A 25,627-nucleotide genomic window follows, 5' to 3' on the forward strand; every position below is an offset into this window, starting at 1 on the left:
CGGCGTCACCCGTGTCAGTCGGTGATCCAGATGCCGTAGTCGCGGGTCGCGGTGCCGAAGTCCTGGAAGCCCAGGATCGTGTTGTTGCCGACGTAGGTGTAGTTGTTGATGCCCTTGGCGATGACGTTGCCGCTGGCCGACGGCCCGTAGACCGGGCCGCCGCTGTCGCCGCCGCGGACCGCCGGGCGGCCGTCGACCTGGCGGGCCTCGACGGCGTCGCCCGAGTCGGTGTTGAACTTCTCCACCCGCAGGCCGCAGACCGGGCCGCCGGTGTCGCGGGCTGAGGAGCCGCCGGACTGGCAGAGGTACTCGCCGGGGAACACCCAGTCCCAGCCCTCGACGGTGGTGACCACGTTGCTGTCCAGGCCACCGACGTACATCAGGTTGTCGGACCCGCTCGGGGTGTGGATCAGCGCGATGTCGTGATCGTCGCGGTCGCCGGTGAACGTGCCGATGAACTCGCCGACGCCGTCGCGGATCGTGTTGCCGTTGCTGCCGCAGTGGCCGGCGGTCAGGATGAACTCGGCGTCGGCGTTGCGGACCGGGAAGCCGGTGGTACAGCGGGAGTTGCCGTTGATCTGGTCGGCGCCGCTCTTCCACTGCGGCCAGTCGTCGCGGCGGCTGGTCAGAACCTTCGCGCCCTGGTCGATCACCTCGACCGGCACCCCGACCGATGCGATCTGCGTCGCGGCGAGGCCGGTGGTGCCGGCCATGTCGACGACCACCCGGCTGCCGTCCACGGCGTACTTGATCCGTGTGGTCGCGGCGGTGCGCAGCTTGGCGCCGGCCGTGCGTAGCTCGTGCAGGGAGTGGGTGGCGCCGCTGATCTGGACGGGCGCGGTCCGTCGGGCGGTCGACACCGCCCGGCGGACCGGGGTCGGTACGGCGCCCTTCCACCAGAGGACGACCCGGTCGTCCTGGATCTCCAGGCCGGCGTAGCCGGTGTTCGCGGCCGGATCGACGGTGTGGCGGATCGTGCTCGCGGCCTGGACCAGCGGGATCTGCCGGCGGGCCTCGGCCGGGAACTCGAACCTCTGGGGTGCCGCGGTGGCGGGGGTGGGAGTAGCGGTGATGATCAACGCGACGGCGATGCCGAGGGCGGCACCCAGACGCCTGTTGTCGTTCATACAGAAAGCCTCTCCACGCGGGGACGGGTGATCTGTAGATCGACGACAGTCTATAAGTAAAGTTTCCTGAAATCATGCTCGCATCGCGGCGGCGGTCTTCCGGGCGTCGTAGTCCGGGCCCACACCTTCGGCGAGGACCACGTCACCGGTGATGTGGTCGGTGCGCAACGGCAGGATCTCCCGGTACGCCGGCGACGCGTACCAGTCGTGGGCGGCGTCCATGTCCGGGAACGACACCACGACCAGGGCGCCGGGCCATTCGCCCTCCACCACCTCGACGGCCGAGCCGTGCACGAGGAAGCGTCCCCCGTACGGCTGCATGGTCTTCTGGATCTTCTCGATGTAGGTCAGCACGTCGTCGTGATTCGACAGGGTCCGCAGATGGGCAACGGCGTAAGCGGTCATGGGACTGAGCGTGCCGCCGCCGAGCTGATATGACGATTACCTGTGAGGTAAAGGCGATCGGGGGAGTGATGATCGACGTCGTCATCGCCGGCGGCGGGCCCACCGGCCTGATGCTCGCGGCCGAGCTGAGGCTGCACGACGTGCACGTCGTGGTGCTCGAACGCGATCCGCGGCCACCGCCGTACGTCCGTTCGATGGGCCTGCACGTGCGCAGCATCGAGATCATGGACCAGCGGGGCCTGCTCGACCGGTTCCTCGCCGAGGGCCGTCGGGTCCCGCTGGCCGGGTTCTTCGCCGGGATGGAGAAACCCGCGCCGAAGGACCTCGACACCGCGCACGGTTACGTGCTGGCCATCCCGCAGACCGTCACCGACCGGCTGCTGGGCGAGCACGCCGCCGAGGTGGGCGCCGAGATCCGTCGCGGCGCCGAACTCGTCGGCCTCGGCCAGGCCGACGACGAGGTGACCGTCGAACTCGCCGACGGCACCCGGCTGCGGACCCGCTACCTGGTCGGCTGCGACGGTGGCCGCAGCACCGTGCGCAGACTTCTCGGCATCGGTTTCCCCGGCGAGCCGTCGCGGACCGAGACGCTGCTCGGCGAGCTGGAGGTGACCGCGTCGCCGGAGACGGTGGCCGAGGTGGTCACCGAGGTACGCCGTACCCAGAAACGTTTCGGTCTCGGCCCCCTCGGCGGCGGTGTCTACCGGGTGGTGGTGCCCGCCGCCGGAGTCAACGAGGACCGTACCGTCGCGCCCACCCTCGACGAGGTGCGCGACCGGCTGCGGGCGGTCGCGGGTACCGACTTCGGGGCGCATTCGCCGCGTTGGCTGTCGCGTTTCGGGGACGCCTCCCGATTGGCCGAACGCTACCGCGACGGCCGGGTGCTGCTGGCCGGCGACGCCGCGCACATCCACCCGCCGACCGGTGGGCAGGGCCTCAACCTGGGCCTTCAGGATGCGTTCAACCTCGGCTGGAAGCTGGTCGCAGCGGTTCGCGGTTGGGCGCCGGACGGCCTGCTCGACACCTACCACGCCGAACGGCACCCGGTCGCCGCCGACGTGCTGACCAACACCCGCGCCCAGATGGAGCTGCTCTCCACCGAGCCCGGCCCGCGGGCGCTTCGTAGGCTGCTCGCCGAGCTGATGGACTTCGACGAGGTCAACCGCCACCTGATCGAGAAGATCACGGCCTTGAACGTCCGCTACGACTTCGGCCCCGGCCATCGACTGCTCGGCCGCCGGCTTCGCGACATCACCTTCAAGTTCGGCCGGTTGTACGAGCTGACGCGCACCGGCCGCGGCCTGCTCCTCGACCGATCCGGTGACTTCGACGTGTCGCCGTGGTCGGACCGTGTCGACCACGTCGTCGACGCCCACCTCGGCGAAGCGCTCGACGTCCCCGGCGTGCTGCTGCGCCCGGACGGTCACGTCGCGTGGGCCGGCGACGACCCGGCCGAGCTGCTCACCCACCTGTCCCGCTGGTTCGGTGCCCCGGCGACAATCGGGGAATGATGGAGATCCGCACCGAACGGCTCCGGTTGCGACAGTGGCGCGACGACGACCTCGACGCCCTGGCGCCGATGTATGCCGACCCCGAGGTGATGCGCTACATCCGCGACGGTTCGGTACAGGATCGGGCGGAGACGGCGGCCCATCTGGACCGGATGCGGCAGCACTGGGCCGAGCACGGCTTCGGCCTGTTCGCGGCGGAGCTGGTGGCGACCGGCGAGTTGACCGGCTGGGTCGGCCTGGCGGTGCCGTACTTCCTGCCCGAGGTGATGCCGACGGTGGAGATCGGCTGGCGGCTGGGCCGGTCGTTCTGGGGCGCCGGTCTGGCCACCGAGGGTGCCCGGGCGGCGCTGCGGTTCGGGCTGGTCGATCGGGGCCTGGAGTGGCTGGTCAGCATCCGGCAGGTGGAGAACGTCCGCTCGGCCCGGGTGATGGAGAAACTCGGCCTGACCTTCGACCGGCGGACCACCACGCCGGGCAACGGCCGCACGGTCGACGTCTATGCGATCAGCCGGGAGCAGTACACCGCCTGAGGCGTGGTGCCGCCGCGAGCCGCCGGTCAGGCCCCGGTGATCTCGGCGTGGACGCTGTCCCGGGTGACCGGCTCACCGCAGTGGCGGCAGACCAGGTCGATCTCGACCTTCTGACCGCAGGTGTGTCGCCGGGTGAGGACGGGATTGTCGTTCGCCCACTTGTCGCCCCACTGGGACAGGGTGAGCAGAACCGGGAACAGCTCGCGGCCGGCCTCGGTGAGGTGGTACTCGTGGCGCGGCGGATGCTCGCTGTACTGCCGGCGCTCGACGACTCCCGCCGCCTCCAGCTTGCGCAGGCGGTCGGCGAGCAGGTCGCGGGACGCGCCGGTGTATCCGGCGATGCGCGCGAAGCGGTGCACTCCGTAGCCGATCTCGCGTAGCGCCAGCAGCGTCCACCGCTCGCCGAGAACGTCGAGCGCGGCGGCGATCGAGCAGGGGCGGACCCCCAGCGGCAGATCGGACATGCGGACGCCGGTCCGTGATTCGGGCAGGGACATGCTGCGACTCTAACCCTGTGTGTTGTCATTTCCAACTCACGCGTCTAGCCTGGCCAGCAGTCAGTTGGAAAACACAACCCACGGGTTGTGGGGCCTTCGAGGAGACGACCATGCCGACCATCGGCCATACCGAGTCCAGCATCGGCATCCCCGGAACCGGCAGTCGCTTCCTCGAACCGAGCGGAACGGGCGATCAGGGAGCGGGCCGGCTGCGCTACCTCACCGGGGGTGGCGGCACACCCCTGGTCCTGCTGCACACCGTGCGTACTCAAGCCGAGCACTTCCGCCACCTGATCCCGTTGGTGCTCGACCACTACACCGTGTACGCGCTGGACCTGCCCGGCATGGGGTACTCCGAGATCGTGCCGGGCGCCTCGTACGAGGAACCCGCCATGCGTGCGGCCGTCACACGGCTGCTCACCCGGCTCGACCTGCAGGATGTCACCCTGCTCGGCGAGTCGATGGGTGCCACGCTCGCCCTCGGCACCGCCGCCGATCTGCCCGGCCGAGTCCGGCGCGTCGTCGCGGTCAACCCCTACGACTACCGCGGCGGCATCGCCAACTCCAGCCTGCTGGCCCGGACGATCGTGACCGGTGTCATCGCGCCCGGTGTGGGTCCGCTACTCGCCCGCCTGGAGCCCAAGCCCGTCATGCGGACCATCCTGACCGGTGGCCTCGGCGACCCGGCCGCGCTGCGCGAGGACTACCTCGACGAGCTGCTCAGCGTCGGCCGTCTTCCCGGCTACTCGACGGTCGCCCGCGCGGTCTACCGCAACCTGCCCAGCCTGGCCGCCGCCCGTGCCCGCTACCCGCACGTGTCCGCCCCGGTCCATCTGATCTACGGCGAGAAGGACTGGTCCCGGCCGTCGGACCGGCACGCCAACCGGCGGCAGTTGCCCCGAGCCGAGTTCACCCAGGTTCCGCAGGCCGGCCACTTCATCGCCCTGGAACGGCCCGACGTGCTCGCCGACCTGCTCATTCCGTACGCCTGACGGACGTCTCGCTCCGGGGTCACCCGCGCCGGTCGTCGCCGTCCGGCGGTCTGCCCGCAGTGAGATGCTCGACGGCGGCGGTCACGTCGGCCCGGTCCAGAGTGACCGCGGCCTCGGCGAATCCCTCGTGGATAGAGGTCTGCTCGCGGGACCCGACCAGGTCCAGCAGGGCGGTGACCGGCCGGTTGTCGGCGAGATAGTACGCACTGAACGCCTCGATACCGCGGTCCAGGGCGGCCTCGGCGAGTACCTCGACGAGAGCGGTGGCCAGTCCGGCACGACGCCATGCCGGAGTCACCGCGACCGCCACCTCGGCGGTGTTCTCCCGGCCCGCTTCGTAGCGCGCGATCGCGATGCCCGCTCCCGTCGCCGGGTCGATGGCCACCAGGGCGAATCGCCGCCGGTAGTCGACGGTACACAGGTGAGTCAGCAGCTGCGGGGTGATCCGTGGTGGTGAACCGAGGAACCGGCGGTGCACGGTGTCCGGGTCGGCGGTGCGGATCGCGTGCGCGAGCGGGCCGCGATCGGCTGGGACGATCGGGCGCACGAACACCGTACGGCCGTCGGGCAGCCGTAGGTCGCGTTCGTAATCCGCCGGATAGCCCGGCGGCGCGGGGGTGGGGTGCCTGGCCGGGGTCGGCGTCACGGGATCCATGATCGGCGATCGAGGACGGCGGCTGAGATCGGCCGAACGGCCGAGCCGTGACCCGGCGCCGGTGGACGTGTCCGCGATCAGCCGGCGGTGGTGCGTGTCCGCGCGGCGAGTGGCAACCGGACGGTGAACGTGGCGCCCCGGCCGGGGTGACCGTCGGCGGCGACGGTGCCGCCGTGGCTGGTCACCACTTCGCGAAGGAGCGCCAGACCCAGACCGAACTGCCGCTCGCCGCCGCCCGGTCCGCGGTGAAACCGGTCGAAGATCAGCTCGGCGTCGGCCGGGTCGAAGCCGTCGCCGGTGTCGGTGACCACCAGTTCGGCTGTTCCCGGTGAGGTCTGGACGGTGACGACGATCCGGCCGTGCGGGGTATGGGTGAGCGCGTTGGCCAGCAATTCGCTGACTACCCGGCGCAGGGCCGACTCCACCCCGACGACGGGTACCGGCTGCGGCGGTGTGGTCAGGGTGACCGAGGTCGTTCCGTTGAGCGCCCGCTCGGTCTCCTCGGTGGTGAGCCGGGCCAGGTCGACGGGCGCGCCGGGTGGTGGGGCGTCGGCGCCCAGGCGCGCGGAGAGCAGCAGTTCGTCGACGATCTCGCCGAGCCGCCGGGTGGTGCCGACGAGCCGGTCGAGGTCGTGGCGGTCCGCGCTGTCGTGCCCGGCCCGGCGGGCCAGCAGCTGGGCGCGGGTGTGGACCTGGGCGATCGGGGTGCGCAGCTCGTGGCTGGCGTCGGCGACGAACCGGCGCTGCCGGCTCAGCGCCTCGGCCAGCGGGGCGACCGCGCGGTGGCCGACCAGCATCGCGGCCAGGACCGCGGCGAGCAGGCCGGCCGCCGCGGCCAGCAGGAACGCGGTGAGCAGGTGCCGGCGGTCGGCGATCTGGAAGCGGGCGTCGAAGACGGCCTGGACGATCGCGTCGCTGCGGGCCTGGGTGCGGATCCAGTACGTGGTGCCGTCCCGGTCGACCTGCCGGTCGCGGGTGACGCCGGTGGCGGCCACCTCGTCGACGTCGTCGCGCAGCGGCAGCCCGCCGGGGGCGGCGCGGTCGGCGTGGGTCAGCCGGCCGTCCGGGGCGTAGAAGAAGATCCAGCTGCACGCCGGCGGGCCGGTGACGATCCCGTTGCGGACCGCCCAGTCGAGCTCCCGCCCGATCTGTTCCTCCTGGCTGTGGCGCATCACCTCGTACGCGATCGCGCCGGCCATCGCGAGCAGCACGGCGATCGCGAGCCCGACCAGCAGGCCGATCTGCCACCGGGCGCGCCGGACGGCCCGCAGCTCGACGGTCGGGATCACAGCCGGCCCAGCCGGTATCCGAGCCCGTGCACGGTGTGCACCACCGTGCGGCCGAGCTTGCGCCGCAGGTAGTAGACGTAGGTGTCGACCAGTGACGCGGCCGCGGCCTCGTCGAAGACCCGGCTGCGCAGTGACCCGCGTGGGTGCACCGCGCCGGGCCGGGCGGCGAGGACCCGCAGCAGCTCGAACTCGCGGGCCGAGAGCGACACCCGGGTCCCGTCCGGGAGCACCGCGTCGCGGGCGCCCAGGTCGAGCATCCCGTCGCCGATGCGCAGCACGTCGGTGGCGTCCGAGGTGCGCCGGCACAGCGCCCGGATCCGGGCGCTCAGCTCGTCCAGGTCGAACGGTTTGGCGAGGTAGTCGTCGGCGCCGGCGTCCAGCCCGGCGATCCGGTCGTCGACGGTCCCGAGTGCGGTCAGCATCAGCGCGCGGGCCGCGACGGCCCGCGCGCGCAGCCGGGTGATCAGGTCCAGTCCGTCCAGTGCCGGCAGCCGCCTGTCGATCACCAGCACGTCATAGGGGCGGGTCAGGCCCAGGTGGAGCCCGCGCTGTCCATCCGGGGCCTGGTCGACGTGGTAGCCCTCGTCGACCAGCGTCTCGGCGACCAGCTCGCGTAGTTCGGCATCGTCCTCGACGACCAGTAGCCGGCGCATGACATCGAAGATCTCATATGTCTGGACGGTGCGGTGGAAAGTGTTGATTTTTCAATCAAATTCTTAAGGTACGGCCAGCGCCGGCTCGTCGACCGGAGCCGGAACCCGCTTCTCGCGCCGCTCCAGCCAGGTCAGCACCGGCGTCGTCATGATCGTCGTGATCAGCGCGACCAGCACCAGCACGGTGAACAGCGACGAGTTCACGATCCCGGCCTCCAACCCCACGTTCAGCGCGATCAGCTGCATCAGCCCGCGGGCGTTCATCAGCGCGCCGACCTTGAGCGCGACCGGGTTCGGCTCGCCGCGCAGCCGGGCGGCGGCCCAGCACGCGCCGAACTTGCCGACGATCGCCAGGGTCACGCAGGCCGCCGCGAACAGCAGCACGCGCGGGTCACCCAGCAGCGCGAACTCGGTGCGCAGCCCGGAGAACGTGAAGAACAGCGGCAGGAACACCGCCGACGCGACCGGGTTGGTCACCGCGATCACCTGATCGGTCCGCGCGTGCTGCGGCATCACCACGCCGAGCGCGAACGCCCCGAACACCGCGTACAGGCCGATCTCGTCGGTGTAGAAGGCGACCAGGAACAGCAGCGCCACCACACCGAGCATCCGGGCCCGGTCGTCGAGGCGGTCACTGCGGATCAGCGGCCCGGTCACCCGCGGGCCCGCGAGCCAGAGCGCCAGCCCGAACAGCACCGCACCGCCCGCGGTGACGAACGCCGGTCCGGCCTCGCCGGAGGCGAACGCCAGCACCACGGCCAGCATGATCCAGGCGACCAGGTCGTCGATCGCGCCGCTGGCCAGCGCGAGCGAGCCGTGCCGGGTGCCGGCGTGCCCCCGTTCGGTGATGATGCGGGCCAGCATCGGGAACGCGGTGATGGCCAGAGCCACGCCGACGAACGCCGCCGACACCCCGATCGACACGCCGTCCGGCCGCAGCGGCACCGTGTCCGCGGTGACGACCACCAGCAGCACACCCAGCAGCAGCGGCGCGGTGACCCCGGCGAGGGAGACCGCGCCCGCCGTGCCGGCCAGCCGGGTGACCCGATGCGACTTGAACGCGTACCCGGCCTGGAACATGAAGAACACCAGGCCGACCTGCCCGACCACGTACAGCACCGGCAGCAGCGGCGCCGGGAACAGCGCCGCCTGGACCTGCGGGAACAACAGGCCGAGCAACGACGGGCCGAGCAGCACCCCGGCCAGCATCTCGCTGACCACGGGTGGCTGGCCGGCCTTGCCGAGCAGCCACGACACCAGACGGCAGAAGAGCAGGATGACGGCGACCGCGATGAAGAATCGCGGCGCCAGCTCGGTCGGGGTCACGGGCGGGCCTCCTCGAAATAGGTGGCGCAGAGTCTCTGGCGGCGGGCGTCGAGCACCATCCAGGTGCCGAGCACCAGCTGTTTCACCGAGCGGCCGGCGTCGGCGACGGCATCGGCGCGGCGCAGCGCGAGCAGACGGCCGGGCGCCGGGCCCGACCGCCCGATCGGCGTCAGATAGGCGGGGCCACGGCTGGGCAACGAACGGGTGTGCCGCACCGACGACGCCGGGGTGAACCGGCACAGCACCTCCCGGGTCGCGGCCCGCAGCATCACGGGAGCCGCACCGCGCGCCGGACAGGCCCGGTTCGCCGTCACCCCGTACGGAATGAAATGGGCCTGTCGTCTGGTGAGGGTCTTCCAGCGCTCCGGGTCGAAGGTGTCGTCGGCGGCCGGGCCGGTCCGCTGGAACGCCAGGTAGTTGAAGAGCAGCACGGAACCGGTGGGCAGCGTGACGTCGCCGACGACGATCGGCGCCGAGGTGATCCGGTGGGCGATGCCGAACAGCGGATGCACCCGCAGCGTCTCGTCGATGAGCCGGTCGAGGGAGTCGTCGGACAGGTCGGTCCGGTAGCCGGCGGCGCAGAGCAGGATGTGCGCCATCGCCTCGGACATCTGCACCACCGCGGTGTTGAAGAACGCGCCCTGCAGATACCAGGCCGTCTCCTGATCGGTGAACGGCGCCGGCAGCGTCACCGGGCAGGTCCCGGCCTCGATCCGGCCGAGCAGATACCGGGTCAGCCGATCACGGCGGCGCATGTGCCGCAGGCCCAGCCCCTTCAGCGCGGTCACCACGTCGTCCGCGTTGGCGACGATGAGCTCACGCACCTCGACCGGGCAGCGTTCGGCGAAGACCAACTCGTGGAAGACCTCGGCCCAGACCGGCATGAACAGGTCCCGCACCCGGACGAACGACACCCGATCCCGCGGGAGCGTGTCCAGGACCCGGCGGGTCGCCGCGGTCGCCAGCTCGTCCGAGCGTGCGTGCGCAACCGCGAGGACCCTCCGCGTGGTCCGGGCTACTGTCTGATATCGATCACCGGGTTCCAGATGCTCCTGATGCATCTGCGGGCCCGGCGCCAGCCAGTACCAGAACAGATCGGACAGGCCCGCGCCCCGGCTGCGGCCGTCGGCGGCCGGATCGTTGTAGACCCGCTCGAAATGTTCCGCGCCGATCAGCGGCCCGGGAACCGGAATCCCCTCGGTCCCGTTGACCCGCCGGAAGATCCACTCCCGCAGCCGGATCACCGCGTTCATCCGGCCACCGCCACCATGTCCGGGCTCAGGTCGGCCGGTCGCTTCGCTCCGGCCAGCGCCATCACGTGGTCCAGATCCGCGGCCAGCGTCCGCAATTGATCTCGTACGCCGTCCGCGCCGGCTGTCGACAGGGCGTCGAGCACCGGCCGTCCGACCAGCACCGCGGCCGCACCCCGCGCGAGCGCGATCAGCACGTCGGTACCCCGCCGGATCCCGCCGTCGACCAGCACCGGGACCCGCCCGCCGACCGCCTCGGCCACCGCCGGCAGCGCGTCGATCGTGGCGATCGCCCCGTCCAGCTGCCGTCCGCCGTGATTGGAGACGATCACCCCGTCCACGCCGTGCCCGACCGCGAGCCGGGCGTCCGCCGGATGCAGGATCCCCTTGACCAGGATCGGCAGCCCGGTGATGCCGCGCAGCCACCCGATCCGGTCCCAACCCAGCGCCGGATCCATCTCGATGTCGCGCACCCGACCCGTGTCATCGCGCATGTTCTCGCAGGCCAGCCCGTCCGGCAGGTCGGTGAAACCGTTACGCAGGTCCCGCTCGCGGCGGCCGAACACCGGCGAGTCCACGGTGACCACCAGCGCCCGGCAGCCGGCCGCCTCGACCCGCTTCACCAGACCCGCGGTGAACGCCGGGTCCGGCTGCGGATAGAGCTGGAACCACCACGGGCCACCGGCCTCGGCGATCCGCTCCACCGGCTGGGTCGCGGCCATGCTCACCACCATCACGGTTCCGGCCGCGGCCACCCCGCGCGCGGTCGCCGCCTCCCCGCCCGGGTGCGCCAGGAGATGGAACGCCGTCGGCGCGACCAGGATCGGGGCGGCCAGTTCGGTGCCGAACAGGGTGGTCCGCAGATCACGGTCGCCGGTCGCACGTAGCACCCGGGGGACGATCCGCAGCCTGTCGTACGCCGCCAGGTTGTCCCGCAGCGTGCGTTCCGCACCGGCCCCACCGGCGAAGAAGTCGGCGTACACCGGGTTCATCGCAGGGCTCGGGCCAGGAACGCGGCCAGCGGTCGGACGTGCACCTCCGGGCGGTCCCACCGGTTCTCCAGGTTCTCCGCCAGGTGATGCGTGGCGGCCAGGACGCCGTCGCGGTAGTGCCGGACGACCGGGTGCAGGTAGGCGGCGTCGTGCGCCTGACCCGGCGTGTCCTGTGCGATGCGGGCCACGGTGATGTCGAACGGGTCGACCTGGTCGTGGTCCGGGCCGTACTCCAGGGTCACCACGAACGCGTCCCGGTAGTCGTGGTCGGCCGTGGCCAGGCCGTGCCGCACGAACCAGTCGACCGGCACCTCGTCGTGATAGCGCGCGCCGTCCTCGCCGACCGTCACCACGTCGGCGAGGAAGCCGAACTGCTGCCACAGCGCCGACGTCCGGTTCACCCGCGCGATCACGGCGTCGGTCACCGCCTCCGGCGTGCCGTCCAGCTTCTCGGCCGGCCACGGCGTGCCTTCCAGGATCTTGTGGAGCGCTCGTACGGCGTACCGGAAACCGTGAATGAAACCGCTCGTGGATTTCTTGAAATCCCGGACCTGGCTGATCGTGCCGGCGAAGAACAGGCCCGGCACGTTCACCGACTCCCACGCCTCGGTCTGTGCCGGGAAACGGTCGTCGATCGCCAGCTGTGGGCGGCATGATTCGTCGAAGATGGACGCGTCGAAACGGAACCCGGTGCAGGCCAGAACCCGGTCGTAGTGCAGTTCCTTGACGACCTCGTTCACCCGCGCGAAGCTGAACGTCACCTTGAAACCGTCGCCGTCGCGCTCGATGCGGCGGACCGTGCCGTCGAGGATCGCGTTCGCGGATTTCAGCTGATAGGTGTCGAGGAAGTTGTTGTTGACCGCGCGCAGATGCCCGACGAAATGGGTGCGCCAGGCCAGCCGCACCGAACGGGGACCGGCCACGTGGATCACCGTGGTCGTCTCCATCAGGTTGTCGGCGGTCTCGAACGCGGAATTGCCCTTGCCGAGAATGAGCACCCGTTGGTCCAGATAGTCCTGCGGGTCGGTGGACATCGTGTCGTAGCCCTCGGCCAGCTCGAACCCGGGAATGTCCGGACGATGGGTCTGCGAGACGCCGGTCGCCACCACGACCCGTTTCGCGGTGTAGGCGGTGTCACCGGCCCGGACGGTGAACACGTCGCCGTCCCTGCTGACCCGGGTGACCCGCGCGTCGTACCGGACCTTGAGCCTCATCCGCGCGGCGAAGTCGCCCAGATAGCGGACCATCGTGTCGGCGTCCGGGAAGTAGCGTCCCGTGTAGCGGGTGAACAGCAATTCCGGATCGTCGCTGAGCAGCGAATTCCAGTCCAGCCGCAGGTTCAGCTCCGGATCGTCGGTGCCGGTGTGCGGCTTGTTGATCGAGATCAGCGTCCGGTGCCGTGGATACCGCTCGAAGAAGGCGCCGGGTTTGTCCGCGCCCTCCAGAACCAGATAGTCCCGCTTGCCGTCGGCCTCCAGCAGAGCGGCCAGTTGGAGCCCGGCCGGCCCGGCCCCGATGATCACGTAGTCAAGCGACATGCCGCCGACCGTACGAACCAGAACTCAGAGATTTTTCAATGCCGACGGCCGGCATACCGGCGGGACGCCGGAATCGCCGAGCCGAAGACCGACATCAGTGACCGGGCAGCGGCTCGGCGGCCAGGCGGCTTTCAGGCTCGCAGATCGGTGTGCGGTCAGAAAGGGGCGCTGGTGTAGGCCCGCACCATGACGCGCAGCGCGTAGGTGAGACCGGCGTAGCGCTCGTCGGCAACGTCCATGGTCTGCCACTCCTGCGCCAGATCGTCGATCAGATCGAGCATCGGAAGATGGCTTTCCAGCAGTGCTTCGCTACCGAAGCGGCCCGCGACATCGGCATAGCGATGATTGTCTGCCTGGTTGCAGCGGCGTAGATAACCAACCAGCTCGGCGTCGCTCATGCCCCCATTCTTGCGTGCCGCCATCAGCCTCTGATCAACAAAGGGAGTTCGGCCGCCCTATACTCCACACGATGAGCGCCGAGCCGCCTGTCCTCCAGCAATTCGGCACTGAGTTGGACGGGCTCGGCTGGGTCAGCGACCTGCTGGTCGCCGGGTCGGTCGCGACCGGCGACTACATCCCCGGAGTCAGCGACCTCGATCTTGTCGCGGTGACCATCGGCCCGGTCGATCGTGATCGTCGAGCCGCGCTGTCGTCACTGCACCAGCGGGTGGACCGGTCCATCGGCGTCGGCCTGAAGCTCGGCTGCGCCTACATCGACTGCGACCAACGTGAGAACGTCCAAACCCCGCATCCGACATGGACCCACGGACAGTTGGTCGACCGCGCCGTCTCGGCCGTGACCCGTGCTGAACTCGTGCGTTACGGATACGCCGTGTTCGGTCGAGCCCCGCAAGCACTGTTCCCGCCCATGACCGGTAACGACATCCGGGAGGCGGCTCGCGCCGAACTCACCGGGTACTGGACGTGGGCGGCCCGCCGCCCCTGGATCTGGCTCGACCCGATCATCGCCGATCTGGGCCTGACCTCCATGGCGCGGGGACGGCACGCACTACGCACCGGCGACCTGCTCACGAAGACCCGAGCGATCGAACAGGCCGCCGCGCCGCCCTGGCTGGTCGATCAGCTCCGCGCCCGCCGCCGGGGCGAAGACATCCCGTCCCCGCGCTTGCGGACCGCCTGGATCGCCTGGCGTGACGCCCACCAGACCACCCGGACCGCCGACGCCGACGTCGCACACCCCCATGAACGGTGAGGTGACCGATCGGTCAGATTCGAAGTCTCGCAGCCCCGCTGAAGCCACCGGAGGTTGTGGATACGGTTTCCGGTGCAGCTCTTGCGGGACTGCCGCGTTTTTCTGGCAGTGCTGAGCCACCTCCCCAGGCGACCCGCCGACCAGGCTCTGGGCCGAGCCGAACCCACCTGCTCGGTGGCAGGTCAAGGCGGAGGCGGCTCCTCGACGAGGATTCGCCGATTGATGCCGGGTGATAATTTGTGGAGGGTGACGGTGGCGCATTCGCCACGGTGGGCCGCCGGATCGTCCGCCTTTCCGCTCGACGTCCTGGGAGAGATCCGATGACGAGCAACGACAAGCCTCAGGGTTCCGCAAGGCTCGGGATCTGGTCGAATATCGGGGTCTGGGCCGCCTTTGGCGCTGCCTTCGGCGTCGTCGCCGGGATCCTGCTCGACAACATCGGTCTCGGTGTCTCGCTGGGTGCGGCCCTGGGTGTGGCCGCCGGGGTCGTGGTCATCGCGCGAGCGAACGACCGCAGCAAATCCTGAGCGTCGCCCCCGCGTCTGGGCGCCGCACACTCTCATCGGCACGATTCGCGAGGCCGATCCGATCCTCGCCCACCTGAACCAGGGCGGGGTCGATACCGTCGCCGTCGACGATGAGACGGCCCGACGCCGCGCTCAGCGCACGAACTCCCACCCTCGGTGGCGATCGCCGACGACCAGTCGGGTGAGATCCTCGATCATGTCGATGACCCTACCGACGCCCGACTCGCTCCTCCTGAGGAGTTGGTCTTCGAGAAGCAGGAAGGCCAAACCATGATCGGCGGATGGTTGAGTGCGGCTGTGCGTACCCGGGGCTTTCTCATCGCCCTCCTGATCGCCGGCGTGACGATGGCCGGCGCGGGTGGCTGCGGTGTGCCGGAGCAGCCGGATCCGCACGCACGCCTTGCCGTCTGTGTGGCTGCGACCGCCGCGCGCCCGGCTGGGCAGCAGATCAGGATCGAGTTCCGTCAGGCGGGCGTGATGGTGGCGAGCGGCTCGGTCCCGGTCGGCACGGTCTTTCACGCGCCGGTCCCGGCCGGAGCCGACGTCGAGGTGTACGTCGACGGCGTTCTGCTGGGCACCAGTGGTTCCGCCGCCGTCGCCGGCGATGCCGTCTACCTGCGCGGCGACGGCTGCCCGGACATCCCCGACGTCGACGGGCATGTCGAGTGACCGGGCGCCCGGGGCAGGGTGGTCACCGCGTCGCGCGACTGTCGTCGGGGGTCCGGCCGTTGATCGGCTCGCCGCGTCCGTGTCCGGGTGCTCGTCCAGGGATGGTTGCGAGAACGGCGAACGGCGGCCCGCTGGAGAAGCCGGACCGCCGTTTGCCGTGTGTGTGTCAGAGCGGGCGGATGTTCTCCGCCTGCGGGCCCTTCTGGCCCTGGGTGATGTCGAACTCGACCTTCTGGTTCTCGTCGAGGCTGCGGTAGCCGCTCGTCGCGATGGCCGAGAAGTGAGCGAAGACGTCGGCGCCGCCGTCGTCGGGGGTGATGAAGCCGAAACCCTTGTCGGCGTTGAACCACTTCACGGTGCCTGTAGTCATGTCTACTCCCTCGCAGGCTCTCTTCGAGACCGCGATCTACGGACTCTAACGCCGCCGCATTGATCACCTGCGTCGAAACGACACCGAAACGAAAAAACGCCTAGGTGGGCTTAGATCACCCATCAGGCGTCGATAACGTCTACGGAAATCAAAACTGCAACGCAACGAACATAGCACGCCATCCGCCGCCGGGCTGACCGGATCCCCGAATTTGGCCGGTACGGGTCGCCTGGCGCGCTTCCGATCATGCGGAGGAGCCCAGTGCGGCCTTGTCGGGCTTGCCGCTCGGCGCCAGCGGGACCCGGTCGATCACCGTCACCGTCCGAGGGATGCAGGACGTGCCCAGGTTCGCCCCGACCAGGTCACGGAGCCGCGCCGGATCCGGGACCGCCCCGGCGGCCGGTACCACGAAAGCGTGAACGGCCTCGCCCGTCTCGTCGTCGGGGCGGCCGATCACATACGCCTCGGCCACGGCCCGGTCGGTGGCGAGCACACGTTCGATCGGGCCGGCGTAGACCAGGACGGCCTGGACGATGATCACGTCGCGGGCGCGGCCACGCAGGTGCAGATAGCCGTCGTCGTCGAGATCGGCCAGGTCGCGGGTACGGACCCAGCCGTCCACGAAGACCTCGGCACTCTCCCGGGGGTCCTGCCAGTAGCAACCGGCCTGGGCGGGCGTCCGCACGTACAACTCGCCGTCCTTGATCTTGACGTCGGTGACCGCCGGAGGCCGGCCGACCGTCTCGAACCGCTCGCCGGGCGACGCCATCGAGATCATGCCGGTCTCGGTCTGGCCGTAACCATGGAAGACGACCGGGCCGAGGACGTCGAGCGCCTCCCGCAACCGTCCCGGGGCCAGCGGCGATCCGGAGACCATCAGGGCCTTCAGGCTGCTCAGATCGACCGGAGCGGCGCGCTGGGCGCGGACCAGCTGGTGCAGTCTGCCGACCGTGATCACGCTGGCGGTGGCCCGGTGCCGGACGAACGCGTCCGGGAACGACGGCGGGTGGGCGGCTACCAGGGTGCCGCCCGCGGTGAGCGCGAGAATGCCGTACTCGAGCATGACCTGGCTGCTCAGCGAACCGAAGACCAGGTAGCGGTCGAGTCGGGTGGCCAGCTCGGCGATCACCGGCGGCCAGCGGTCGGGGTGCGGCGCCCAGGCGGCGGACATCGCCGCGTACGTCTGGGCGCAGCCCTTGGGGTCGCCCGTGCTCCCGCTCGTGTAGATGATCCGCGCGACGTCCGTGGGCCGGCCGGCCGCGGTGATCGCGGCCGGCGGGAACGTCAGCAGATCGGCCACCGTCGTGTCGTCGATCAGGGTGGCGTCGTCGCGTTCCAGCAGATGATCCACCCGGCCCGGGGCGAGCCCGGACGGGATGCCGGAGACCCGTGCGCCGACCGCGAAGGCCGCGATCGTCGCCGCGAAGGCCTCGGCGTTGATCCCGAGCCGCAGCGCGACCCCGCGGCCCGGTCCGAAACCGTGGTGCCGCAGGCCCGCTGCGATCCGCCGAACCAGCGTGTCCATCTGCGACGCGGTCACCACCCGGTCGCCGTCCTCGAAGACCGGGCGGTCGCCGCCGGTGGCGAGCAGTTCCAGGATCGGCGCGGGCCACATGTCAGAGCAGGCCCTTGATGAACCGGGCCAGCGGCTCCTGATGCACGGACGGGATGTCCCAGTGGTTCTCCAGGTTCTCGGCCAGATGGTGCACGGCCACCACCTCGCCGTCACGGCGGGCCCGGACCACCGGATGCAGGTAGCCGGCCAGGTGGGCGGTGGCGGCGTCGTTCTCGGCGATCCGCGGGACGGCGATGTCGAACGGGTCGACCTGGTCGTGGTCGGGCCCGTATTCGAGAGTGACCACGAACGCGAGCGGCTCCGGTTGGAGATGGGCGACCGGGATCTCCTGGTAGTAGTGGGCCCGACCGTCGGCCACGGTCACCACGTCGGCCAGTACGGCGAACTGCTGCCACAACGCGGACGTGACGTTGATGCGGCTGATGATCGCGTCGGTGATCGCCTCCGGGGTGGCGTCGACGGGCGTGGACGGCCACGGGATGTCGTGGTGACGGCTGCGCAGAATCCGGTGGAGGGCGCGTACGCCGTACCGGAAACCGTGAATGAAGCCGTTTGTGGACTTCTTGAAATCGCGCTGCTGGGAGAGCGTGCCGGCGAAGTAGAGGCCGGGTACGTTGACCGATTCGAATGCCGGGGTCTGCGCCGGGAACCGGTCGTTGATGACGAGCCGGGGCCGGGCCGAATCGTCGAAGATGGACGCGTCGAACCGGAAACCGGTGGCCAGGATGATCCGGTCGTAGTCGATCTCGCGCAGGCGTTCGACGGTCCGGGCATAACGGAAGAGGATCCGGAAACCGCCGTCGTCGCGCCTGGTGATCCGTTCGACGGTGCCGTCCAACACCGCGTTCTGCGACTTCAGCTGGTACGTGTCGAGGAAGTTGTTGTTGACCGCCCGCAGATGCCCGACGTAATGGGTCTGCCAGGCCAGCCGAATCGAGTGCGGCCCGGCCACGTGAATCGTCGACGCCGTCTCGACCAGGGCGTCGGCGGTCTCGAAGGCCGAGTTCCCCTTGCCGATGATGAGCACCCGCTGGTTCTCGAAATCGGCCGGATTCACGCTGACCGTGTCGTAACGTTCGCACAGTTCGGCGCCCTCGATCGGCGGCACGTAGAGCTGCGACACCCCGGTGGCGACGACGATGCGGCGGGCCTGCCACGAGCGGTCGCCGGCCACGACGGTGAACACCTCGTCCGCGTGGGAGATGCGGTCGACGTGCGTACCGAAGACGATGTTGAGACCGTGCGCGAAATCGGCCAGATAGCGCACCAGATCGTCGGCATCCGGGAAATATCTGCGGCTGTAGTTCTTGAAAACCAGCGCCGGGTCGTCGGTGAGCAGCGAATTCCAGTCCGACCGCAGGTTGAACTCCGGATCGTCGGAACCGGTGAACACCTTGTTGATGGAGATCAGCGTCCGATGCCGCGGATAGCGGGTGAAGAAGGTGCCCGGCGCGGCACCGGCCTCCAGGACCAGATAGTCATGACCGTCGCGCTCCATCAGGGAGGCGAGCTGCAGGCCGGCCGGCCCGGCTCCGATGATGAGGTAGTCGTGCGTCATGCGCCGCAAGCTACCGACCCGATTTCAGAGGGTTCTGAGAAGTCGTGATTAGCGTCGGCGGTCATGACGATCGAGGTGGATCTGGCGGCCCCGTTACGCATCGCGGACCTGCGCGCCGCCCGCGAGCCGATCTCCGTCCGGGTCGGCCCGGCGGTCCGCGAGCGGGTGACGGCCGGGCGTGTCTTCCTGGCCAAGGTGCTCGGCGACGACCGGGCGGTCTACGGCGCGACCACCGGGTTCGGGGCGCTGGTGGGCTACGCGGGCCGCGCCGACCAGCGCGATCAGGCCGACAACACGCTCGCCCATCTGGGTGCCGGTCAGGGGCCGGATCTCGACCCCGATCTGGCCCGGGCCACCATGCTGGTCCGTGCGCACTCGCTGGCCCGGGGCGACTCGGGCGTGTCGCCGCACGTCGTCGACGCGCTCGCGGCCGCGCTGGGCACCACGTTCGCGCCGGCGATGCCACGCCTGGGGTCGGTCGGCGCGAGCGGCGATCTCATTCCGCTGGGAGCCACGGCGCAGGCCCTGCGCGGGCGGGGCGACGCCTACCTGCACGGCCGGCGGCTCCCCGCCGCGCAAGCCCTCCAACAGGCCGGGCTCGAACCACTGCCGCTGGACGGCCGGGACGCGCTCGCCCTGGTCAACGGCACCTCACTGACCACCGCCGCGGCCGCGCTCGCCCTCGATCGGATCCGCGCCTCGCACCGGGTGATCCAGTTGCTCACGTGTGTGCTGGCCGACCTGCTCGGCTGTGACCCGCAGTTCCTCGACGCGGGGTTGTTCGACGCGTACGGCCACGCCGGGGCGATCACGGTGGCGGCCCGGATGCGCGTGACACTCGACGGGACGACGCCGTCCGGGACGCGGCCGTTGCAGGAGCCGTACTCGATCCGCTGTACACCCCAGCTGCTCGGCGCGGCCGAGGACGCGCTGCGCTACGTCGACGGTGTGGTCACCGCCGACCTGGCCGGTGTCAGCGACAACCCGCTGTTCTTCCCGGCCGCCGACAAGGTGGTGCACGGCGGCAACTTCTTCGGGCAGCCGGCCGCCTTCGCGTCGGACGTCCTCACCATGGTCCTGGCGCAGCTCGGCAACCTGGCCGAACGCCAGCTGGACCTGCTCGTCGACCCGGTCCGCAACGGCGGACTCCCGCCGATGCTGGCCGCCGGGCCCGGCCGGCAGCACGGTCTGCAGGGGGTTCAGCTGGCGTCGACCGCTCTGATCGCGGAGATCCGCCGCGACGCGATGCCGGCGAGCATCCAATCCCTGCCGACAAACCTTCACAATCAAGACATCATTCCGTTGGGTACGCAGTCCGCGCTCCGTGCCTTGGATCAGTCCCGGCTGCTCGCGCTGATCACCGGCTCGCTGGCCCTCGGTCTGCGCCAGGCCGTCCACGTCGGAGCGCGTATCCCCACCGCGTCCGCGTGCGCTCGGGTGGTGGTGGCGCTCGCCGAGGCGATCCCGCCGATCGACCCGGACCGCCCGCTGGAGGCCGAGGTCCGGTTGGCCGCCGAGATCGCCGAATCGCTGGCCGAGCCGTGCCCGTAAACCTACCGGCATGCTGGTCAGCCGCCATGACCGGCGACGGGTGACCTTCCGGGAGCCGTTCGAGCCGAGTAGCTTCGATACGTGGTGAAGCGCGATCCGGGTCCCATCCGTGCCGCGCGTATGCTGCGCGCCGACCTGCGACGTGCCCGTGAAGCATCCGGGATCACCCAGCAGGAGGTCGCCGAGCGGATGTCGTGGTCGCTGTCCAAAGTCACTCGGATCGAGAGCGGCGACGTCGGCATCACCTCCGTCGACCTGCGCGCCCTCGCCCGGCTTCTCGGGATGGGCGAGACGGCGATTCGGGAGGTGGTGCGCCGGAACGAGGCCTCGCGTGCCCGCGGCTGGTGGTACGACTATCGGACGGTCATGTCGTCGACCTATGTCGATCTCGTCGGCATGGAGTCCGATGCGGAGCAGTTGCGGGAGTACGCGGTGAGCGTGGTTCCGGGTCTGCTCCAGACGCCCGCCTATGCCACGTCGGTGGTCAGCAGTGTTGGTGACCACTTCTCACCGGAGGATCCCGAGAAGTTCGAATCGGACCTTCGGGTGGAAATTCGGCTGCGACGCCAGCAGAACGTCCTCGACGGATCCGATCCACCTGAACTGATGGTCATCCTTGACGAGTCCGTCCTGTACCGCGCGGTCGGTGACTTCGAGACGATGGCGGGACAGGTTCGGCGTCTGGCGGAGCTGGCCAGACGACCACAGGTGCGGATCGGGATACTTCCGTTCGAGCGCCGGTGTCACTGCCCGCACAACTACCTGATCGTGGATCTCGACCTGGTCTACGCCGAGATGATGACCGACGAGATCCGGTTCGACGACCCGTCCCACGTGGAGGTCTACCGGAGACTCTTCGACTCGGCCTGGGCCGAGGTGCTCGACGCGGATCGGACCGGACAGTTGCTTCAGCGGGTCGCCGGCGACTACGAGAGCGGCCGGTGGCCGCGCCCGTGGTTATGGGAGTGATCCGAGCGCCAGTTCCAGGCCGCTGACGTTGATCTGCTTGCGGTCGCGGACGCTGGTGGAGAGGGTCAGCCGCCCGATCCGCAGGTGTTCTCCAAGCTCTCCCACGCTTCCTCGTCCAACCCGGCCTGCCACAGCCGTACGGTCGAGCGCCACCACCGGCGGACGTCGGCATCCGGTGGAGCGAGCGACTCCAGCACGACCATGTCGTCGGCCAGCAGCACTCCGAGGATCGTCAGGTTCGCGGTGTAGGCGGCGGCCCCGTCGACCACGTCCGGCGGTACCGGTTCGTAAACGAGGCAGCCGAAGGCCCTGGTACGGGCCTGTGCAAGCAGCGCCCGGGTGGCCCCGCGCATCGCCGGGAGACGGGACACCGGGTGGTGCGTGACGAGGCCACGGGCGAACTCCACGATCGGCCGGCGGAGGCTCAGCGGCTGGTAGGAGAGCAGCGCCCGCAGCATGCTGTCGTCCGGCGCCTCATGAGCGGACGGGTCCGACCGGTACAGCTCGCGCCGCTGGGCGTACCCGTCGAGCAGGATGAGAGCCCGCTCCGCGATGAGGTATTCGCTGAAGGTGGCGTGCAGGAACTCGTAGGTGCGACGAGCGTGTTCGGTGTGCTCGTCGGCCCGGGCGACGTGTACGAAGAAGAAGCCGGCCACGGTCTGCCGGGCCTGTTCGGCCGGCCGGTCGAAGCCCTGTGCCAGGTCGCGTCTCCGGCCCAGGAACACCTCGAGGTCCCGCTCCAGGTCCTGGTCGCCGACGTACTGGCGGCGCCGGTTGAACATGGCGAACGCGGCGATGCTCAGCCGCCACCGGGCCTCGCCGAGGAGTGGCGGGAGCTGCTCCTCGCCGGGCGGCCGTCCGGGTTTGTCGGCGACCTGTCGGTGGATGAAGTTGTCGAGGAGCATCCGATAGAGCGTCGCCGTGGAGATGCCGTCGGCGTCGATTCGAGCCGCCGAGGGGTCCGCGTGGTAAATGCTCAACAGCGTGAGTAGCAGAGGCTGCCGCGCCAGGCCACCGTGCCGCAGGATCTCGGTGGTGGTGAGTTTGCGGAACCGTGGTGTTCGGGCGTTCGCACGGTTCCACGCAGTCAGCCACTGCCCGATCTGCTGGTCGGAGAACTCCTCCAGTTTGATCACCAGCGAGCCGTCCGGCACCCGTGCGCGGTCCAGCACGATCGTCCGCGAAGTCACGATGACCGCGACCGATCGGCCCAGCGCCAGTTCCTCGGCCTGGAATCGCGCGATCTCGGTGAGATAACTCGACTGCGTGGTCCCGGTCGCCTGGATGAGCTCGTCGAAGCCGTCGAGGATCACCACCCGGGTCACGTCGGCGCACTCCTGGGCCAGCGCACCCCAGGAGATCTGCTCGTGGAGGACATCGTGCAGCGCGGTCTCGGCCTGAACCAGCAAGCGGTCGTCGGCGTTGACCCGCCGCAGCTGCACCGGGACCACGGCGAACCGCTCGCTCGGCAGCCGAGCCGCCAGAATCTCGCTGAGCAGGGACTTCCCGGCCCCCGGATGGCCCAGCACGACCAGCGGCAGCCGGGCCGAGTCGGGGTGGGCGAGGCATGCGGCAAGGAAGACATCGAGCCCGTCCCGGATCGGGCGGTCGGTCCACCACGGCTCCTGGGACATGGCCGACGCCGACGGGCCGTGCACCACCGCGTACCGGAAACTCGGCGTCACGAAGCCCTCGGCGACCGACGGCAGTGACACACCACCCGGTGGCTTCGACGAACGCAGGAGCGGCTGGTCGAGTACGGCGGAAGCGGTCCGGGCCAGAGCGGCCCGGATGGTGCCGCGCCGGGGCCGGTCGATGGTGGCGCCGGCGACGAGGATGTCGTGCAGTTGGCCCATCGCCTCGGACGTACGATCGAGCACCTCGGACAGTCGTCGGTTGACCCGGCGCAGCTCGTCGCGGGTGGCGGCGTGCTCGCCGTACGAGGCCCAGACGAAGAACTCCGGCACGTCCGAGCTCAGCCGTAGGTAGAGGTCGCGGTAGAGCTCACGCCATCGGGCGACGGTCCGGGGCACGACGTCACCTGCCCCGGTGTGCCAGGCGCGGAGCCCTTCGAAGAACGCGAGGGCACCGTCGGTCAGCCCGGCCACCTGCGGAGCGAGCCGGTCGTTCAGGTTCTCCTCGAAACCGGCGGCCGGTGACGGGAGGGGTAGGTCGGCACCCGCGAGCTGATCGACCCAGGCAGACTGCGAGATCATCTCACCGCGGGCGGTCGCGAGCCGAAGCTTCTCGGCGTCGGTCACCTCCAGCGCGTCGTAGAGCGGCCCGATCGTCTGCCGTAACGCGTCGAAGAGGGCGGCCACCACGATCGTGGTGTGAGCGGCGGCGATCAGTTCGTGCCGGCCGCGCCCATGTGTGCCTCGGACCCGTTCCAGCGCGGGGGACAACAGATCCCTGACCAGACGGCCGGCCTCCTGCTTGCCGTCGACCAGACCGAGCGCCGGAGGATGGACGACGGCACCCAGCAGGATCCCCGCCCCGGCGACCCGGTCGAGCACCTCGACGATCACCGGCGAGTGGCGGCCGAGGAGGGCGAGGGCACCAGGGTAGGTCAACGGCGTGGCTCGGACCATGCACCCGACCGTACGGCACGGCCGGCCCGGGAATCCGGGTCGAGTGGTATCGGCAGAGGGAATCCAGGGCATCGATAGAGGTACAGCCCGGCCCCGAGACGGTGTCCGGTCTACCCCGCAGGCGGGTAGGAACCGCAGGTGAAGCCGGGTTGCGGCAGGTCGCGGCCGGCTGCTGCCCGGGCGGCGGTGACGGGCCATGATGCGGCGGTGTCCGGTAGACGATGGGTGATCACTGCGGCGGTGTTGTTCGTGGCGGCCCTGAGCGGCTGGGCGGTGTTCCTGTCCGGTCGAGGGCCGGCGAACGCCGACCGGTGGGTGACGGTCGTCGGATTCTTCGGCACCACGGTGCTCGCAGCGGGATCGTTCGCCGCGGGCTGGTCGGCGTCGCGGTCGCCCGCATCGGCACGGCAGGCGGCGGCCGCGGATCGGGTGGCCGCTAGCGGTGCGGCGGACGCCTCCGGTGGCGGGCGGGCCAACACCGGGATCGAGGGGTACGGCGACGGCCGTACCGCTCAGGTGAATCGGTCCGGAGATGCGACCGCGAGGGGACCGGGATCGGTGGCCAACACGGGCGTCTCCCGAACGCCCCGGACGTGACCGTCGACGAGACGCCGCCACCCGGGTCGGCCGTGTCCGAATCCGGCGATGGCCGGGCCGAGCAGGGCGCGATCGCCAACACCGGGGTCATCCACGGCGATGTCCGATCCGAATTCCACGTGCACCATCACCATCAGCGACCGAGATTGTCGCGGCGCCTGATGATGCGGACGGTCGCGGTGATCGGTCTCGGGGCTGCCGGCGCGGCTGCCGCCTGGCGGTACGAGCCCGAGGTCACCCGCCGGAGCACGCCGGAGCCGTCGGAGTCACCCGAGCCGGTGATGTTCGGGCCGGACGCCTCGTACCACGAGAGGGGCCGGCGGCTCAGCCCGAAGGGCGAGACGGTCTGGTCGGTCGCCCTCGGCATGCTGCGGGACGAGCCGTTGGCCGTGGTCGGGCGGGAGAACGGCCGGATTCAACTGTGGGATCCGGTCACCGGGAAAGCCCGCAGCGATCCCCTTCCCGGGCACCGGTCGCAGGTGTACGGCCTGGCCCTGCACGGCACGATGGCCGTGTCCGCGAGCACCGACGGCACCCTGCGGATCTGGGACCTGACGGCCGATCCGCCGCGGAGCACCCCCACGACCGACGGGATCGCCGGCGGCATCAACGGGGTCGCGCTGACCACGGTCGAGGGCCGGACCGTCGCCGTGTCCGCCTGTCACGACCGGACCGTGCGGGTCTGGGATCCCACGAACCCCAGACTCAGTGGAAAGGTCATGGGCTCGAAGCTCGGCGCGCCGGTCCGGAGCATCGCGGTCGGCGTCGTCGACGGGCGGACCGTCGCGGTCACCGGCTGCGAGGACGGCGACGTCTCGCTCTGGGACGTGCAGGGCGAGCGCCTCGTGGGCAGACTCGGTGCGCACCAGAGGGAAGTGGGGGCACTGGCGGTCGGCGCCGTGGGAGGGAAGCCGGTCGCCGTCTCCGGCAGCGAGGACGGCGTGGTGCGCAGATGGGATCTGAGCACCGCGCGGCCCGCGGGGGAGACGCTCATGGACCTTCCGAAAGCCGTCAAGTCCATGGCGATCGGTGAGCTGGCCGGGCGGACCGTCGCCGTGTCCGGCTGCGACGACAGTGGTGTCCGCCTCTGGGATCTCGGTGCCGGGCAGCCGTACGGCAGTGGTCTGACCGGCCCGGAGAAGACCGCCGAAGCCATCGCGTTCGGTTACTTCGGCGGTCGGCCGACCGTCGTCTCCGGTCATTGGGACGGCACCATCTGGGCCTGGACCCTGTGAACCGGG

25 protein-coding genes are annotated in these 25,627 nt (G+C 70.3%); 10 read left to right on the plus strand and 15 right to left on the minus strand.

From position 1 onward, the window contains the following. Window positions 1-14 precede the first annotated feature (14 nt). Window positions 15-1,127, minus strand: a complete 1,113-nt coding sequence (locus Q0Z83_RS11795) for a chymotrypsin family serine protease (protein WP_317793906.1) — start codon at window positions 1,125-1,127, stop codon at window positions 15-17. Window positions 1,128-1,199: 72 nt separating this feature from the next. Further along, window positions 1,200-1,532, minus strand: a complete 333-nt coding sequence (locus tag Q0Z83_RS11800) for a DUF1330 domain-containing protein (RefSeq protein ID WP_317793907.1) — start codon at window positions 1,530-1,532, stop codon at window positions 1,200-1,202. A 68-nt stretch (window positions 1,533-1,600) separates the two neighbouring features. Between Q0Z83_RS11800 and rox the strand changes: the two genes are divergently transcribed. Together rox and Q0Z83_RS11810 are read left to right on the plus strand one after the other, a co-directional pair. Beyond that, entirely contained in the window at window positions 1,601-3,043 is a 1,443-nt protein-coding gene (rox, locus tag Q0Z83_RS11805; RefSeq protein ID WP_317793908.1) for a rifampin monooxygenase, read from the plus strand. Next, window positions 3,040-3,573, plus strand: a complete 534-nt coding sequence (locus Q0Z83_RS11810) for a GNAT family N-acetyltransferase (RefSeq protein ID WP_317793909.1) — start codon at window positions 3,040-3,042, stop codon at window positions 3,571-3,573. The genes rox and Q0Z83_RS11810 overlap by 4 nt, the downstream gene beginning before the upstream one ends. A gap of 26 nt (window positions 3,574-3,599) precedes the next feature. On the opposite strand, the gene Q0Z83_RS11815 is transcribed toward Q0Z83_RS11810, so the two are convergent. Further along, a complete protein-coding gene (locus Q0Z83_RS11815) occupies window positions 3,600-4,070 on the minus strand; it encodes a winged helix-turn-helix transcriptional regulator (protein ID WP_317793910.1) in 471 nt (156 codons plus the stop codon). A 110-nt stretch (window positions 4,071-4,180) separates the two neighbouring features. Between Q0Z83_RS11815 and Q0Z83_RS11820 the strand changes: the two genes are divergently transcribed. After that, entirely contained in the window at window positions 4,181-5,062 is an 882-nt protein-coding gene (locus Q0Z83_RS11820; protein WP_317793911.1) for an alpha/beta fold hydrolase, read from the plus strand. A 19-nt stretch (window positions 5,063-5,081) separates the two neighbouring features. Here the strand turns inward: Q0Z83_RS11820 and Q0Z83_RS11825 are convergent, their stop codons facing one another. The 8 genes from Q0Z83_RS11825 to Q0Z83_RS11860 all read right to left on the minus strand — a co-directional run bounded on the left by Q0Z83_RS11825 (window position 5,082) and on the right by Q0Z83_RS11860 (window position 13,163). Then, window positions 5,082-5,708 (minus strand): GNAT family N-acetyltransferase, encoded by a 627-nt coding sequence (locus Q0Z83_RS11825; protein WP_317793912.1) that lies wholly within the window; start codon window positions 5,706-5,708, stop codon window positions 5,082-5,084. Between the two features lie 86 nt (window positions 5,709-5,794). Then, the gene (locus tag Q0Z83_RS11830; protein ID WP_317793913.1) at window positions 5,795-7,006 is read right to left on the minus strand and encodes a sensor histidine kinase; all 1,212 of its coding nucleotides are present in this window, start codon (window positions 7,004-7,006) and stop codon (window positions 5,795-5,797) included. Then, window positions 7,003-7,659: a response regulator transcription factor gene (locus Q0Z83_RS11835; RefSeq protein ID WP_317793914.1), complete on the minus strand. Its 657-nt coding sequence runs from the start codon at window positions 7,657-7,659 to the stop codon at window positions 7,003-7,005. Before Q0Z83_RS11835 ends, Q0Z83_RS11830 begins: the two co-directional genes overlap by 4 nt. Before the next feature lie 63 nt (window positions 7,660-7,722). After that, window positions 7,723-8,985 (minus strand): cation:proton antiporter, encoded by a 1,263-nt coding sequence (locus Q0Z83_RS11840; protein ID WP_317793915.1) that lies wholly within the window; start codon window positions 8,983-8,985, stop codon window positions 7,723-7,725. Continuing rightward, window positions 8,982-10,238: a cytochrome P450 gene (locus Q0Z83_RS11845; RefSeq protein ID WP_317793916.1), complete on the minus strand. Its 1,257-nt coding sequence runs from the start codon at window positions 10,236-10,238 to the stop codon at window positions 8,982-8,984. The genes Q0Z83_RS11840 and Q0Z83_RS11845 overlap by 4 nt, the downstream gene beginning before the upstream one ends. Beyond that, window positions 10,235-11,227 carry an alpha-hydroxy acid oxidase gene (locus Q0Z83_RS11850; protein ID WP_317793917.1) on the minus strand — a complete coding sequence of 331 codons (993 nt, stop codon included), beginning with the start codon at window positions 11,225-11,227 and terminating at the stop codon, window positions 10,235-10,237. Before Q0Z83_RS11850 ends, Q0Z83_RS11845 begins: the two co-directional genes overlap by 4 nt. After that, window positions 11,224-12,765 carry an NAD(P)-binding domain-containing protein gene (locus tag Q0Z83_RS11855; protein WP_317793918.1) on the minus strand — a complete coding sequence of 514 codons (1,542 nt, stop codon included), beginning with the start codon at window positions 12,763-12,765 and terminating at the stop codon, window positions 11,224-11,226. Before Q0Z83_RS11855 ends, Q0Z83_RS11850 begins: the two co-directional genes overlap by 4 nt. A gap of 155 nt (window positions 12,766-12,920) precedes the next feature. Continuing rightward, the gene (locus Q0Z83_RS11860; RefSeq protein ID WP_317793919.1) at window positions 12,921-13,163 is read right to left on the minus strand and encodes a hypothetical protein; all 243 of its coding nucleotides are present in this window, start codon (window positions 13,161-13,163) and stop codon (window positions 12,921-12,923) included. A gap of 71 nt (window positions 13,164-13,234) precedes the next feature. Here Q0Z83_RS11860 and Q0Z83_RS11865 point away from each other — a divergent pair, with 71 nt between their 5' ends. From Q0Z83_RS11865 to Q0Z83_RS11875, 3 genes are all read left to right on the plus strand, one after another. After that, window positions 13,235-13,978, plus strand: coding sequence for a nucleotidyltransferase domain-containing protein (locus tag Q0Z83_RS11865; protein ID WP_317793920.1), 744 nt, complete (start codon window positions 13,235-13,237; stop codon window positions 13,976-13,978). Window positions 13,979-14,298: 320 nt separating this feature from the next. Continuing rightward, on the plus strand, window positions 14,299-14,505 hold the full coding sequence (locus Q0Z83_RS11870) for a hypothetical protein (RefSeq protein WP_317793921.1): 207 nt from the start codon (window positions 14,299-14,301) through the stop codon (window positions 14,503-14,505). Between the two features lie 156 nt (window positions 14,506-14,661). Next, window positions 14,662-15,174: a hypothetical protein gene (locus tag Q0Z83_RS11875; protein WP_317793922.1), complete on the plus strand. Its 513-nt coding sequence runs from the start codon at window positions 14,662-14,664 to the stop codon at window positions 15,172-15,174. A 166-nt stretch (window positions 15,175-15,340) separates the two neighbouring features. On the opposite strand, the gene cspE is transcribed toward Q0Z83_RS11875, so the two are convergent. From cspE to Q0Z83_RS11890, 3 genes are all read right to left on the minus strand, one after another. Further along, complete coding sequence (cspE, locus tag Q0Z83_RS11880) at window positions 15,341-15,544, minus strand: transcription antiterminator/RNA stability regulator CspE (RefSeq protein WP_184995226.1); 204 nt, start codon at window positions 15,542-15,544, stop codon at window positions 15,341-15,343. Between the two features lie 244 nt (window positions 15,545-15,788). Then, window positions 15,789-17,159: a class I adenylate-forming enzyme family protein gene (locus Q0Z83_RS11885; protein WP_317793923.1), complete on the minus strand. Its 1,371-nt coding sequence runs from the start codon at window positions 17,157-17,159 to the stop codon at window positions 15,789-15,791. Between the two features lies 1 nt (window position 17,160). Next, complete coding sequence (locus Q0Z83_RS11890; protein WP_317793924.1) at window positions 17,161-18,678, minus strand: NAD(P)-binding domain-containing protein; 1,518 nt, start codon at window positions 18,676-18,678, stop codon at window positions 17,161-17,163. Window positions 18,679-18,741: 63 nt separating this feature from the next. Here Q0Z83_RS11890 and Q0Z83_RS11895 point away from each other — a divergent pair, with 63 nt between their 5' ends. Both Q0Z83_RS11895 and Q0Z83_RS11900 read left to right on the plus strand, forming a co-directional pair. Beyond that, on the plus strand, window positions 18,742-20,229 hold the full coding sequence (locus tag Q0Z83_RS11895) for an aromatic amino acid ammonia-lyase (RefSeq protein ID WP_317793925.1): 1,488 nt from the start codon (window positions 18,742-18,744) through the stop codon (window positions 20,227-20,229). A gap of 81 nt (window positions 20,230-20,310) precedes the next feature. Next, window positions 20,311-21,198, plus strand: coding sequence for a helix-turn-helix domain-containing protein (locus tag Q0Z83_RS11900; RefSeq protein WP_317793926.1), 888 nt, complete (start codon window positions 20,311-20,313; stop codon window positions 21,196-21,198). A gap of 65 nt (window positions 21,199-21,263) precedes the next feature. On the opposite strand, the gene Q0Z83_RS11905 is transcribed toward Q0Z83_RS11900, so the two are convergent. Next, entirely contained in the window at window positions 21,264-23,789 is a 2,526-nt protein-coding gene (locus tag Q0Z83_RS11905; RefSeq protein WP_317793927.1) for an NACHT domain-containing protein, read from the minus strand. Between the two features lie 207 nt (window positions 23,790-23,996). Between Q0Z83_RS11905 and Q0Z83_RS11910 the strand changes: the two genes are divergently transcribed. Both Q0Z83_RS11910 and Q0Z83_RS11915 read left to right on the plus strand, forming a co-directional pair. Further along, window positions 23,997-24,386, plus strand: a complete 390-nt coding sequence (locus Q0Z83_RS11910; protein WP_317793928.1) for a hypothetical protein — start codon at window positions 23,997-23,999, stop codon at window positions 24,384-24,386. Further along, a complete protein-coding gene (locus Q0Z83_RS11915; RefSeq protein ID WP_317793929.1) occupies window positions 24,383-25,621 on the plus strand; it encodes a WD40 repeat domain-containing protein in 1,239 nt (412 codons plus the stop codon). Before Q0Z83_RS11910 ends, Q0Z83_RS11915 begins: the two co-directional genes overlap by 4 nt. The last annotated feature ends 6 nt before the right edge of the window (window positions 25,622-25,627 follow it).

Source organism: Actinoplanes sichuanensis, from assembly GCF_033097365.1.
GTDB classification, from domain to species: Bacteria; Actinomycetota; Actinomycetes; order Mycobacteriales; family Micromonosporaceae; genus Actinoplanes; species Actinoplanes sichuanensis.